General features: G+C 73.3%; 13 protein-coding genes and 1 pseudogene. 3 read left to right on the forward strand and 11 right to left on the reverse strand.

What is annotated here, in order from left to right; all coding sequences use genetic code 11:
- Positions 1-157 precede the first annotated feature (157 nt).
- The 8 genes and pseudogenes from lgt to hisI form a co-directional block, all read right to left on the reverse strand.
- On the reverse strand, positions 158-1,093 hold the full coding sequence (gene lgt / locus G7070_RS16680) for a prolipoprotein diacylglyceryl transferase (RefSeq protein ID WP_166234671.1): 936 nt from the start codon (positions 1,091-1,093) through the stop codon (positions 158-160).
- Between the two features lie 2 nt (positions 1,094-1,095).
- Positions 1,096-1,929: a tryptophan synthase subunit alpha gene (gene trpA / locus G7070_RS16685; RefSeq protein WP_166234672.1), complete on the reverse strand. Its 834-nt coding sequence runs from the start codon at positions 1,927-1,929 to the stop codon at positions 1,096-1,098.
- Positions 1,929-3,173 carry a tryptophan synthase subunit beta gene (gene trpB, locus G7070_RS18120; protein WP_206080159.1) on the reverse strand — a complete coding sequence of 415 codons (1,245 nt, stop codon included), beginning with the start codon at positions 3,171-3,173 and terminating at the stop codon, positions 1,929-1,931. Before trpB ends, trpA begins: the two co-directional genes overlap by 1 nt.
- 117 nt (positions 3,174-3,290) lie before the next feature.
- Positions 3,291-3,977, reverse strand: a pseudogene (locus tag G7070_RS18125) (indole-3-glycerol phosphate synthase TrpC); the annotation flags it as partial.
- Between the two features lie 6 nt (positions 3,978-3,983).
- Positions 3,984-4,190 carry an HGxxPAAW family protein gene (locus G7070_RS16695; RefSeq protein WP_166234674.1) on the reverse strand — a complete coding sequence of 69 codons (207 nt, stop codon included), beginning with the start codon at positions 4,188-4,190 and terminating at the stop codon, positions 3,984-3,986.
- On the reverse strand, positions 4,187-4,768 hold the full coding sequence (locus tag G7070_RS16700) for a Trp biosynthesis-associated membrane protein (protein WP_166234675.1): 582 nt from the start codon (positions 4,766-4,768) through the stop codon (positions 4,187-4,189). The genes G7070_RS16695 and G7070_RS16700 overlap by 4 nt, the downstream gene beginning before the upstream one ends.
- Positions 4,761-6,269: an anthranilate synthase component I gene (locus G7070_RS16705; protein ID WP_166234676.1), complete on the reverse strand. Its 1,509-nt coding sequence runs from the start codon at positions 6,267-6,269 to the stop codon at positions 4,761-4,763. The genes G7070_RS16700 and G7070_RS16705 overlap by 8 nt, the downstream gene beginning before the upstream one ends.
- Entirely contained in the window at positions 6,266-6,619 is a 354-nt protein-coding gene (hisI, locus tag G7070_RS16710; RefSeq protein WP_166234677.1) for a phosphoribosyl-AMP cyclohydrolase, read from the reverse strand. The genes G7070_RS16705 and hisI overlap by 4 nt, the downstream gene beginning before the upstream one ends.
- A 69-nt stretch (positions 6,620-6,688) precedes the next feature.
- Here hisI and G7070_RS16715 point away from each other — a divergent pair, with 69 nt between their 5' ends.
- The 3 genes from G7070_RS16715 to G7070_RS16725 are packed head-to-tail and all read left to right on the forward strand — an operon-like array spanning position 6,689 to position 9,827.
- Complete coding sequence (locus tag G7070_RS16715) at positions 6,689-7,321, forward strand: TIGR03085 family metal-binding protein (protein ID WP_166234678.1); 633 nt, start codon at positions 6,689-6,691, stop codon at positions 7,319-7,321.
- A gap of 47 nt (positions 7,322-7,368) precedes the next feature.
- Positions 7,369-8,703 carry an ATP-binding protein gene (locus G7070_RS16720; RefSeq protein ID WP_166234679.1) on the forward strand — a complete coding sequence of 445 codons (1,335 nt, stop codon included), beginning with the start codon at positions 7,369-7,371 and terminating at the stop codon, positions 8,701-8,703.
- The gene (locus tag G7070_RS16725; RefSeq protein WP_166234680.1) at positions 8,700-9,827 is read left to right on the forward strand and encodes a tetratricopeptide repeat protein; all 1,128 of its coding nucleotides are present in this window, start codon (positions 8,700-8,702) and stop codon (positions 9,825-9,827) included. The genes G7070_RS16720 and G7070_RS16725 overlap by 4 nt, the downstream gene beginning before the upstream one ends.
- An 81-nt stretch (positions 9,828-9,908) precedes the next feature.
- Here the strand turns inward: G7070_RS16725 and G7070_RS16730 are convergent, their stop codons facing one another.
- The 3 genes from G7070_RS16730 to gatB all read right to left on the reverse strand — a co-directional run bounded on the left by G7070_RS16730 (position 9,909) and on the right by gatB (position 12,931).
- Positions 9,909-10,982, reverse strand: a complete 1,074-nt coding sequence (locus G7070_RS16730; protein ID WP_166234681.1) for a PfkB family carbohydrate kinase — start codon at positions 10,980-10,982, stop codon at positions 9,909-9,911.
- Positions 10,983-11,072: 90 nt separating this feature from the next.
- Complete coding sequence (locus G7070_RS16735; protein WP_166234682.1) at positions 11,073-11,438, reverse strand: VanZ family protein; 366 nt, start codon at positions 11,436-11,438, stop codon at positions 11,073-11,075.
- Positions 11,439-11,443: 5 nt separating this feature from the next.
- Positions 11,444-12,931: an Asp-tRNA(Asn)/Glu-tRNA(Gln) amidotransferase subunit GatB gene (gene gatB / locus G7070_RS16740; RefSeq protein WP_166234683.1), complete on the reverse strand. Its 1,488-nt coding sequence runs from the start codon at positions 12,929-12,931 to the stop codon at positions 11,444-11,446.

A 12,931-nucleotide genomic window follows, 5' to 3' on the forward strand; every position in this document is an offset into this window, starting at 1 on the left:
ACACGTCGTCTGCCGCGTCCGGATTCTGGAACGGTGTCCGGGCGCTCGCGGCCGCGCCGCACGGACGCCCCTGGGGCACGGTCCCGGACGGCGACACCCCTCGTCAGCGCCGGGATCCGGGCGGACGAGGGGTGTGTCGACGGGGGCCCGACGTGGGTCACGCGTCGGGGGGCGGGGAACCCTTCTTCGACGAGGGCGCGGGGGCGTCGTCCGTCGCGGGGCTGGCTTCGGAGGGGTCGTCCTCGGCTTCGGGCTCGTCGGGCCCGCCCACTCCCCTGCGCTCGACCCAGGGCTCGCGACCGCGCTTGAGCCGGCTCAGCACCACGAAGAGGATCAGGCCGGCGACCGCGATGAGAAGCGCCGTCACCTGGTTGGTGCGCAGCGGGCCGATCATGTAGCTGAAGTCCGTGCGGATGCCCTCGATCCAGAACCGGCCGCTGCCGTAGATCACCATGTAGAGGGCGAACAGCTTGCCCCACCCGAACCGGAACCGCCGGTCGAGCCAGAGCAGCAGCAGCGCCCCGGCGACGTTCCAGCTCATCTCGTACAGGAAGGTCGGTTGGAAGGTGGCGACGTCCTCGAAGCCGGGCGGCCGGTGCGCCGGGTCGATCTCCAGGCCGAGCGGGCCGTCGTCCGGCCCGCCGAACAGTTCCTGGTTGAACCAGTTCCCGAACCGGCCGATGGCCTGGGCCAGGATCAGCCCGGGCGCCAGCACGTCGGCGAAGGCCGTCATCCGGGCGCCGGTGAGCCGGCAGGCGATGATGGCGCCGATCGCGCCGCCGATCAGCGAGCCGAAGATCGCGATGCCGCCCTCCCAGATGAAGAACGCGCTCCACGGGTTGCGGCCGGGGCCGAAGTAGTCGCCCCAGTGCGTCAGCACGTGGTAGATCCGGGCGCCGACGATGCCGGACGGGATCGCCCAGAGCACGATCGTCTCGAAGGTCTCGGTGCGGCCACCGCGGGCCACCCAGCGGCGCGAGCCGAGCCACCACGCGACGACCATGCCCGTCATGAGGCACAGCGCGTAGATGTGGATGGTCAGCGGGCCGAGCTGGAACTGGCTGATCGGGGGGCTGGGGATCGAGAGCAGCATGGTCAGGCTCCCCGGACGCCGGCCGCGAGGTCGGCCACGACGCCCCGCAGCGCGGCGAAGTCGCCGGGCGTGCCCGCGTCCTCCGCGGCGAGCAGCGTCTTCACCAGCGCGGAGCCCACGATGACGGCGTCGGCGAACGAGCCGACCTCCGCCGCCTGCGCGCCGTTGCTGACGCCCAGGCCGACGCCCACCAGGGTGTCCGGCGCGAGCGCGCGCAGCCGCGCGACCAGCTCGGGCGCGGCCGACGAGGTCTGCTGCCGGGCGCCGGTGACGCCCATCACGGCGGTGGCGTAGACCCAGCCGCGGCAGGCGCGGGTGGTGCTGACGATGCGCTCGTCGGTGGAGCTCGGCGCCACCAGGAAGATCCGGTCCAGGTCGTGGGCGTCCGAGGCGGCGAACCACTCGTCGGCCTCGTCGGGGGTCAGGTCGGGGGTGATGAGGCCCGCGCCGCCCGCGTTGGCGAAGTCGCGCGCGAAGGCGTCGACGCCGTACCGGTCGACCAGGCTCCAGTACGTCATGCAGACCGCCTGGGTCCCGGTGGACGCGACCGCCTCGACCGCGGAGAACACGTCGCGGGTCCGGACGCCGCGGCGCAGCGCCGTCGTGCCGGCGCGCTGGATGACCGGGCCGTCCATCATCGGGTCCGAGTACGGCAGGCCCAGCTCCACGAGGTCGACGCCCGGGGCGTCGCGCTCGCCGCAGATGGCCTTCAGCGCCTCCAGCGAGGTGGGCACGTCGGGGTAGCCGACCGGCAGGTAGCCGACCAGCGCCGCGCGGCCCTCGGCCTTGGCGTCCAGGAGCGCCCGCCCGGATCGGCCGGGGTCGGTGAACGTCATCAGAACCCTCCCACCGTCTGGTCGGGGGTGCCGTCGAGGCCGAACCAGCTCAGGGCCGTGCTCACGTCCTTGTCGCCGCGGCCCGACAGGCACACGCAGATCAGCGGGTGCAGGTCGGGCTGCTCCTGGGCGAGCCGGCGCCCCAGGCGCAGCGCCCCGGCGACCCCGTGCGCCGACTCGATCGCCGGCAGGATCCCCTCGGTGCGCGTGATGAGCTCGAACGCGGCCATGGCGTCCGCGTCGGTGACGGGCTCGTAGTGCGCGCGTCCGGACGCGGCCAGCCAGGCGTGCTCGGGGCCGACGCCCGGGTAGTCCAGGCCGGCCGAGATCGAGTGCGACTCGACGGTCTGGCCGTCCTCGTCCTGCAGGACGTAGGTGCGCATCCCGTGCAGGACGCCGACGTGGCCGCCGTTGATGGACGCCGCGTGGCGTCCGGTGTCGATGCCGTCGCCCTCGGCCTCGAAGCCGTACAGCGCGACCTCGGGGTCGGCGACGAAGTCGGCGAACATGCCCATGGCGTTGGAGCCGCCGCCGATGCAGGCCGCGACCGCGTACGGCAGCTCGCCGTACTTCTCCAGCAGCTGGGCGCGGGCCTCGGTGGAGATCACACGCTGGAACTCCCGCACCATCCGGGGGAAGGGCGCCGGGCCGGCGACGGTCCCGATCAGGTAGTGGGTGTGGTCGACGGTGGCGACCCAGTCGCGCATCGCCTCGTTCATGGCGTCCTTCAGCGTCGCCGATCCGGACTCCACGGCGATCACCTCGGCGCCGAGCAACTGCATGCGGGCGACGTTGAGCGCCTGCCGGTCGGTGTCGACCTTGCCCATGAACACCCGGCACTCCAGGCCGAGCAGCGCCGCCGCCGTCGCGGTCGCGACGCCGTGCTGGCCGGCGCCGGTCTCGGCGATGACGCGCTTCTTGCCCATCCGCTTGGTGAGCAGCGCCTGCCCGAGCACGTTGTTGATCTTGTGCGAACCGGTGTGGTTGAGGTCCTCGCGCTTGGCGACGATCCGGGCGTTGCCGGCGTGCTGCGAGAGCCGCGGCAGGTCGGTGATCGGCGTCGGGCGGCCCGAGTACTCGCGGCGCAGGGCGTCCAGTTCGGCGGTGAAGGCGGGGTCGGCCATCGCCTCGTCGAAGGCGGCGTCCAGCTCCGTGAGGGCCGCGTGCAGCGCCTCGGGGACGTACTGCCCCCCGAAGATGCCGTAGTGGCCAGCCTTGTCGGGCAGGCTTGACGGTTCGCTCACGCGTCCCTCACTTCCTCTGCGCGGCGGTGCCCGCCGCGATGAACTCGGCCACGGCGCCCCGGGGTCGCCGTGCTTGACCAGGGCCTCGCCGACCAGGACGGCGTCGGCGCCGGCGGCGGCCACGCGGGCCACGTCGGCGGCGTCGAACAGCCCCGACTCGGCCACCTTGAGCCGGTCGTCGGGGATGAGGTCGGCGAGCGCCTCGAACTGCGCGACGTCGACCTCGAGGGTCTGGAGGTTGCGGTTGTTGACCCCGATGAGCCGCGCGCCCAGGTCGACCGCCCGCCGGGTCTCCTCGGCGGTGTGCACCTCCACGAGCGGCGTCAGGCCCAACTCGAGGGCCAGGGCGTACAGGCGGGCCAGTTCGGCGTCGTCGAGGGCGGCCACGATCAGCAGCGCCAGGTCCGCGCCGGCGGCGCGGGTCTCCCAGAGCTGGTACTCGGTGACCACGAATTCCTTGCGCAGGACGCCGACGTCCACGACCGCCCGGACGGCGGCGAGGTCGGCCAGATCGCCGCCGAATCGGCGCTTCTCCGTGAGCACGGAGACCGCGGTGGCGCCCCCGGCCGCGTACTGCGCGGCCAGCGCCGCGGGGTCGGGGATGTCGGCCAGCGCGCCCTTGGAGGGCGAACTGCGCTTCACCTCCGCGATCACCGACATTCCGGGCCGCCGCAGCGCGGCGAGCATGTCGCGGGGCGCGGGCGCGTTCGCCACCGCGTCCTGCAACTGCGGCAGCGCGACGCGCGCCTGCCGCTCGGTGAGGTCCTCGCGCACCCCCACCACGATGTCGTCGAGGACACCCATGTCGTGCTACTCCTGTCCGTAACCCATCTTGCTCATCGTGCCGCCGACGATCGGGGCCAGCGCCATGATGACCAGGCCGACGATCACCACCGGCCACGCGATGTTCATGAAGAACCCGACGGTGCCGATGACGGCGCCGATCCCGGCGATGATCACCGCGGTCCAGCCCGCCGGCGACCTGCCGTGATGGTACTTCTCACCCTGAACGGTCATGGGCGTTCTCCTTCTCCCGGTGCGGGGCGGTCCCCCGGCTCCTCACTGCTGCGCGTGGGATCCTCCCCCGCGTCCATAGCTTTCCAAGCCTCCAGCGGGTCTGTCACGTCCGCCGCGCGCTGCGCGGTCCCTCGCCGCCGCACGGGCGGCCGGGCGAACAGCCAGGCGGACGCCGCCGCGACCCCGACGCCGAGCACACCGTAGACGATCGGCCACGCGGTGGCGACCGGGTCGGTCATGGTGGCCAGGGCCGCCCCCTGCACCGTCTCCTGGACGGCCTCCGAAACCGGCGTCGCCGGGCTGAACCCCAGCACCGCCATCCCGGAGCCGACCAGAGCGGCGGCGACCGCCATCACGCGGGTGCCGAGCCGGCGCAGCATCAGCGTGGCCAGCAGCGCCGCCAGCGCGACGGAGGGCAGCACCGACGCCAGGCCGCCGGTGCCGGCGGCCCCCGTCACGGTTCCGGAGCCCTGCGCGCCGGTCAGCCCGGTGAACGTCACCGTCCACCAGGGCGCCTGCGCGCCGACCAGCAGCCCGGCCAGCGCCGCGACGGCGAGCGCGAGCCGGGGATCACGCATCGGCGATCCGGCGCACCTGGGACGCCACCGCCACCGCGCGCAGCGCGGCCGCGGCCTTGTTCCGGGACTCCAGGTCCTCCGCGGCGGGCACCGAGTCGGCGACGATGCCCCCGCCGGCCTGCACGTAGGCGCGGCCGTCCTTCAGGACCGCGGTCCGGATCGCGATCGCGACGTCGGAGTTCCCGGCGAAATCGAAGTAGCCGACCACGCCGCCGTACAGTCCGCGGCGCGAGACCTCGAGGGAGTCGATGATCTCCATGGCGCGCACCTTGGGGGCGCCCGACAGCGTCCCGGCGGGGAAGCAGGACAGCGTCGCCTCCAGGGCGGTGCGGCCCGGGCTGAGCGTCCCGGTCACCGTGGACTCCAGGTGCATGATGTGGCTGTAGCGGCGCACCTTCATGAACTCCACGACCGTGACGGTGCCGGGCACGCACACCCGGCCCAGATCGTTGCGCCCCAGGTCGACGAGCATGAGGTGCTCGGCGCGCTCCTTGGGGTCGGAGGCCAGCTTCGCCTCGTGGGCGGCGTCCTCCTCCGCGGTCGTCCCCCGCGGCTGCGAGCCGGCGATCGGATGGGTCAGGACGTGGCGGTCCTGCACCGTGACCAGCGCCTCGGGGCTCGACCCGACGATCGAGCAGTCCGCCAGGCGCAGCAGGTACAGGTACGGGCTGGGGTTGCCCAGCCGCAGCACCCGGTACACGTCGAGGGCGTCGGCGTCGCACGGCGCCTCGAACCGCTGGCTGACGACGATCTGGAAGGCCTCGCCCGCCTTGATGTCCTCCACGGCCTCCAGCACCGCGGCCTCGAACTCGGCCGGGGTGCGCTGCCTCGTGGCGCCCAGGTCGTCGGGCTCGGTCAGCGGCAGCGAAACCAGGGGCTGCGCCGGCTCGGCGAGCCGTGCCACCATCGCCTCGACGCGCGCGACGGCGTCCGCGTGCGCCGCCTCGAGGCGCTCGTCGGTGTCGTCGAAGTTGACGGCGTTGGCGATCAGCCACACCTGCCCGGTGTGGTGGTCCAGGACCGCCAGGTCGGAGGCGAGCATCATGACGAGCTCGGGGATGTGCAGGTCGTCGGGGTTGGCGTCGGGCAGCTTCTCCAGCCGCCGCACGATGTCGTAGCCCAGGTAGCCGACCATCCCGGAGCTCAGCGGTGGGAGTTCCGGATCGAGCGGGGTGTGGAGGCGCTCCAGGGCCGCCGCCAGGGCGTCGAGGGGGTCGCCGTCCTGCGGCAGGTGGGCGAGCGCGCGGCCGTCCCAGTGCGCCTGCCCGTCGCGCTCGGACAGCACCGCGGCGGAGTTCACCCCGACGATCGAGTAGCGGGAGAACACACCCGCCTCCGCGGACTCGAGCAGGAACGTGTTGACGCGGTCGCCGCACAGGTGGTGGTACAGCCCCACGGGAGTGAGGTCGTCGGCGAGCAGCCGCGTCCAGACGCTGATGACCCGGCGGCCGTCCGCCGCCGCCGCGCGGAACCCGGCCAGGTCGGGGGTGACGGCGCTCATGCCTGCTCCCCCAGCAGGATGCGGGCGTCGAAGCAGGTCGCGTCGCCGGTGTGGCACGCGGCGCCGACCTGGTCGACGCTCAACAGGACGGTGTCGCCGTCGCAGTCCAGGCGCACCGAGCGCACGTGCTGGGTGTGTCCGCTGGTGGCGCCCTTGACCCACAGCTCGCCGCGCGACCGGGACCAGTAGGTCGCCTCGCGGGTCGCCAGCGTGCGCGCCAGCGCCTCGTCGTTCATCCACGCCTGCATCAGGACGGCGCCGGTGGCGGCGTCCTGGGTCACGGCGGCGACGAGGCCGTCGGCGTTGCGCTTCAGGGCGCCCGCGATCGCGGGATCGAGCACGTCGGACATGCCCGCCATTGTTCCACGGCGTCTGGGACCGCCCCGGCGCGGCCTGCCCCGCGGACTAGGGTGGCGGCCATGGGATTCGCGCAGCAGGAACGAGACGCGTTGTGTGACGCGCTGGACGCCGTCGGGCCGCAGGCCCCCACGCTGTGCGAGGGCTGGGACGCCCACGACCTGGCCGCGCACCTGTGGCTGCGCGAGAACGACCCCGCCGCGGCGACGGGCATCCTGATCCCCGCCCTGGCCGAGGTGACCAGGACGCGGACCGAGCAGCTGATGCGCCGCTGGCACTACGCCGAGCTGGTCCAGCGGATCCGCAAGGGCCCCGGGCCGGTCTCGGTGTTCTCGCTGCCCGGCGTCGACGACCTGGCCAATACCGGGGAGTTCTTCGTGCACTGCGAGGACGTCCGCCGCGCCAACGGCGAGGGGCCGCGCGCCACCACCCGGGAGTTCGAGGACGAGATCGCCAAGGGGCTGGCCCGCACGGCGAAGGCGCTGTTCCGGGACGCGCCGGCCGGCATCGTGCTGGAGCGCACTGACGTGCCGCAGCGGATGCGGGCGCGCAAGGGCGGCCGCACCATCACGCTGGCCGGGACGCCGTCGGAGCTGCTGCTGTTCGCGTTCGGGCGGATGTCGGTGGCCCGGGTGGACGTCATCGGCGAGGACGCCGACGTGGAGGACCTGCTCGCCGACCACCGCGGGTTCTGACGGGGGCCGCTGGACGGCCGGCCCGGCCGGTTGCCTAAGATGAGCCGGTGCCCAACCCTCTGATCGACTCGTTGCTGAAGGCCGTCGCCGCGTCCCCCCACGACGTGCCGCTGCGGCTGCACCTGGCCGACCTGCTGCTGGCCGAGGGCCGCTCGGGCGAGGCCATCGCCCAGGCGGCCTACGCCCTGCAGACCGACCCCACCAGCGCGGAGGCCCAGGCCCTGATGGCGCGGGCGCTGGGCGGCTCGCCGTCGGCGCAGGCCGCCCCCGACGCGCCCACCGACACCCCCGCCGAGCCGGCACCCCGCCGGGCGTTCCCCGCCCCGGACGCCGCGGCCACGGACGACCCCGCCTCCGCCCCGACGCCCGCGGTCGAACCGCAGGACGCCGACGACTGGGATCGCGCCGCCGCCGACCTGCTGGACGCCGCGGCGTCCGGACGCGGCACCGGGGGCATCGCCGAGCCGCTGCGCGACGGCGAGGAGCCGGCCCCCGCCGACGAGGTGTGGGACGTCGAGGAGCCGAAGGTCACCCTCGCCGACGTCGGCGGCCTGCAGGACGTCAAGGACCGGCTCGAGGTCTCGTTCCTCGCTCCCCTGCGCAACCCGGAGCTGCGCAGCATGTACGGCAAGAGCCTGCGCGGCGGCCTGCTGCTGTACGGCCCGCCCGGCTGCGGCAAGACCTTCATCGCCCGCGCCGTCGCCGGCGAGATGGGCGCCCGGTTCATCAACGTCACCCTCACCGACGTGCTCGACATGTACGTGGGCAACTCCGAGGCCAACCTGCACGGCATCTTCGAGATCGCGCGCGGCCGGACGCCGTGCGTGATCTTCCTCGACGAGATCGACGCCATCGGCCAGAAGCGCAGCCAGACCCGGCACTCCGCCACCCGCGGCGTGGTCAACCAGCTCCTCCAGGAACTCGACGGCATCGGCAGCGACAACGAGGGCGTCTACGTGCTGGCCGCCACCAACACGCCGTGGGACATCGACCCGGCGCTGCGGCGTCCCGGGCGCCTCGACCGCACCGTGCTGGTGCTGCCGCCCGACGAGGCGGCGCGGCTCGCCATCCTGGGCCACGGCTTCGCCGACCGCCCCACCCAGGGGCTCGACCTGGCCAGGGTGGCCAAGCAGACCGACGGCTACACCGGCGCCGACCTGGCGCACCTGTGCGAGAGCGCCGCGGAGGCCGCCATGATGGCCAGCATCCGCACCGGTTCCCCGCAGCCGATCACGCAGCGCGACGTGCAGGCCGCCCTCAAGGACGTCCGCCCGTCCGCGGGGCCGTGGTTCGAGACCGCGCGCAACGTGGTCGAGTACGCGGACCGCAGCGGGGAGTACGACGCCCTGCGGGACTACATGCAGCGCAGGCGCCTGCTGTGACGCCCGAGGAACTCCAGACGGAGCTGCGGCGCGCCTCCGAGCTGATCGACCTGGGCCGCCCCGACCAGGCGCTCGAACTGCTGGGGCGTCTGCTCGCGGCCGAGCCCGGCGCCGCGGCCCCGATCCAGATGCTGATGGCGGTCGCACACCTCAACGCGCATCGCCCGGGCGAGGCGGCCCGGCACGGGGAGGCGTCCGTGCAGGCCGATCCGGAGTTCGCCGCCGGCTACAACATCCTCGGCAACGCCTACCAGTTCACCGGCCGGCACCTCGACGCGGTGCGCACCCTGCAGCGCGGGCTCCAGTTGGACCCCACCATGGTCAGCGCCTACACGGTGGGGGCGCAGGCGCTGTCGGACCTCAAGCATCCCCAGGACGCCGAGCAGTGGGCGCGGACGGCGATCCAGCTCGACCCCGAGGACGCCGACGGCCAGTTCGCCCTGGGCTACGTGCTGCACGACGAGCGGACCGCCGAGGCCGCGGACGCCTACCGCGCGGCGCTCGAGCTCGACCCCCACCACATGCAGGCCCTGCAGAACCTGGCGACGCTCAGCGTGCGGGGCGGCGACCGCCGCGCCGGCACCCAGATGATGGCCGACGTGCTGGCCGGCACCCGCGGGTCGCAGTTCACCCTGGCGATCCTGGATGTCCTGGTGACCCAGTTCACGCTGCGGGCGCACCGCGTCACCTTCTTCACCGTGTTCCTGACGAACATGGCCGTGGCGGCCGTCGCCGCCAACACCGCCCCCAACCCCTGGCCCGCCACGCTGCTGGGCGTGCTGATGCTCGGCGCGGGCGCGGGTCTGTGCTGGGGGGTGAACCGGTCCGACCTCGCCGCGCTGCGGGAGTACCTGCCCCGGCAGGGCTCCGGATTCTTCCGCGCCTACCCGCGCCGCAACCCGGTGGCGGCCGTGTGGCTCGGCCTGGTGCTGCTGGCGTGGCTGCTGCTGGTTCTCGGCATGATCGCGGCCGTGGTCGGCGCCTTCGCCGGGACGCCCAACGCGCCGTTCTTCCTGGTGGCGCCCGGCGGGCTGACGCTGCTGCTCATGGTCGTGGGCGCCATCCTGAGCTGGGTGCAGGCCGCCCTGAGCAACCGTCGCCTCAAGCGCACCCGGCTCCTGTAGCGGCGCACGCCGCGGGAGCAAAATGACGACGGCGCCGCCCTCCCGCGGGAGGTCGGCGCCGTCGTGGCACAGCGTCAGGCGTCAGCGCTGGACGCGCGCGTTGCCCTTCCACATGTCCCAGACCTGCTTCTCGTCGGCCGGCAGCGCGTAGTCCAGCAGCGAGGTCGCGGCCATCGCGCCGGTGGCCCAGCCGAACTGGGCGCACTGCTCGACGCTCCAGCCCTGCAGGACGCCGTACAGCACGCCGCCCACCGAGCCGTCGCCGCCGCCGATGCGGTCCATGACGTCGATCGGGCGCAGCGGGGCGAGGTAGAACTCGCCGTCGTTCCACAGCAGGATGCCCCACTGGTGGCGGTTGGCGCTCTCGACCTCGCGCAGCGACGTGCCGATCCAGTGGGCGCCGGGGTAGGCCTCCTTGATGCGGCCGATCATGGCCTTGAAGTCCTCGATGCTCTCGTCGATCGAGTGGCCGCCGGCCTCGGGGCCCTCGATGCCGAGGCAGAGCTGGAAGTCTTCCTCATTGCCGTAGAGGATGTCGCAGTTCTCGGCGATCTCGTGGAACGCCTTGGACAGCTCCTCCTCGCGGCCCTTCCAGAAGCTGGCGCGGTAGTTCAGGTCCATCGACACGGCGGTGCCGTGCGCCTTGGCGGCCTTGGCCAGCTCGACGCAGAACGCCGAGGTCGAGGGGCTCAGCGCGGCGATCAGACCCGACAGGTGGAGCACCTTGACGCCCTCGTCGCCGAACAGGCGCTCGAGGTCGAACTGGTCGACGCTCAGGTCGCGGCCGACCTCGCCGGCGCGGTCGTTCCACACGCGCGGCGCGCGGCCGCCGAAGCCGGAGTCGGCGATGTTGAACTGGTGGCGGTACCCCCACGCGTCGCCCTGGGGGAACTCCTTGCCCTCGTACGCCATGCCGCGCTTGCGCAGGTCGGCCTTGATGAGCGCCGAGATCGGGGAGCCCTCCACGAACGCGGTCAGCACCTTGGCGGGCTCGCCCAGGTAGGACACGACGCTGGCGACGTTGGTCTCCGCGCTCGTGGCCTGCAGGAAGTAGCGGTCACCCAGGTGGACCGGGGCGCGGTCCTCGGGGGTGATGCGCACGCCCATGGAGGTGGGGACGACGAGCGACCACTTGGCGTCTTCACGGAGTTCCATCAAAAGCCTTTCGACGGCGGAGGCACAGGGATCGCACCAGCTTAGGGTGCGGGCCGCTCCCCCGTCGCGGGGTTGCCAGCGGTGGCATCGTCAGTTGCCGGGGTTGCCGTCCTCCTCGGCCAGCCCCTTGCGCCAGGTCCACCAGCCCACGGCGATGCCGAGCGCGTCGGCCGCGGCGTCCCACACGTCGCCGGAGCGCTCGGGCAGGAACAGCGCCTGGACGACCTCGCTCGCCACCAGCTGCAGACCCATCAGGGCCAGCACGATCCGCACGTCGAGGACCCGCAGCAGCGCCCACGTGGCCAGGGCGAACATGACCGCGTGCCCCGCCTTGTCGGCGAACGGGATCCCCGACGTGCCCAGGTCGGGCAGGGTCGGGGCGTACAGCCCCCAGAACTGGACGCCGAGGGTGAGGGCAACCAGCACCCAGTCGGCGAGGCGTCGCTGGTCCGGCACGCGCGTCACCCCAGGCGCTCGAGGACGAGTTCGCGGACGCGGGCGGCGTCGGCCTGCCCCCGCATCTGCTTCATCACGGCGCCGATGAGCGCGCCGGCGGCCTGCACCTTGCCCGCACGGATCTTGTCGGCGACGTCGGGCATCGCGGCGATCGCGGCGTCCACCGCGGCGCCGAGCGCGCCGTCGTCGGAGACCACCGCCAGCCCGCGGGCCGCCACGACGGCGTCGGGGTCGCCCTCGCCGGCCAGCACGCCGTCGAAGGCGTCCCGGGCCAGCTTGTCGGTCAGCGTGCCGGCCTCGACCAGCGCCTGGACGCGGGCGACCTGCGCCGGCGTGATCGCCAGCCCGGCCAGCTCGACGCCCGCCTCGTTGGCGCGGCGGGCCAGCTCGCCCAGCCACCACTTGCGGGCCGTGGCCGGGGACGCCCCGGCGGTGACGGTCGCGTCGATCAGGTCGAGGGAGCCGGCGTTGCCCACGACGTCGCGCATCTCCAGGTCGGTGAACCCCCACGCGTCCTGCAGCCGCGCCCGGCGACGGGCCGGCGGCTCGGGCAGGGTGGCGCGCAGTTCCTCGACCCACGCCGCGCTCGGGGCGACCGGCACCAGGTCGGGCTCGGGGAAGTAGCGGTAGTCCTCGGCCTGCTCCTTGGAGCGGCCCGGCGACGTCCAGCCCTCCTCGTGCCAGTGCCGGGTCTCCTGCGTGACCGTCCCGCCCGCCGCGAGCAGCGCGCCCTGGCGGCGCATCTCGTAGCGCAGCGCGTCCTCGACCGAGCGCAGCGAGTTCACGTTCTTGGTCTCGGTGCGCTTGCCCAGCTCGGTCGCGCCCTTGGGGGCCAGGGAGATGTTGACGTCGCAGCGCAGGTTGCCGGCCTCCATCCGGGCGTCGGAGACGCCCAGGGCCACCATCAGCTCGCGCAGATGCGCCAGGTAGGCGCGGCCGACCTCGGGGGTCTTGGCGCCCAGCCCGCCGATCGGCCGGGTGACGATCTCCATCAGCGGCGTCCCGGCGCGGTTGAAGTCGACCAGGCTCGCCTCGGCGTCCTGGATCCGGCCGGACGCGCCCACGTGGGTGAGCTTGCCGGCGTCCTCCTCCATGTGGACGCGCTCGATCTCGATGCCGTAGGTCCGGCCATCGACCTCGAGGTCGACGTGGCCGTCGAAGCAGATCGGCTCGTCGTACTGCGAGGTCTGGAAGTCCTTGGTCATGTCGGGGTAGAAGTAGTTCTTCCGCGCGAACCGGGACCAGGGCGCGATCGAGCACCCCAGCGCCAGCCCGATGCGGATCGCCGACTCCACCGCTTGGCCGTTGACCACGGGCAGCGACCCCGGCAGGCCCAGGCACACGGGGCAGGTCTTGGTGTTGGGCTCGCCGCCGGGGGTGTTGTCGCAGGCGCAGAACATCTTCGTGGCGGTGTTCAGCTCGACGTGCACCTCCAGGCCGAGGGTGGGATCGAAGGAGGCCAGCACCTCGTCGAAGTCCATGAGCTCGTCCAT

It is taken from the genome of Propioniciclava coleopterorum, assembly GCF_011393335.1.
In the GTDB taxonomy this organism is placed as follows: Bacteria; Actinomycetota; Actinomycetes; order Propionibacteriales; family Propionibacteriaceae; genus Propioniciclava; species Propioniciclava coleopterorum.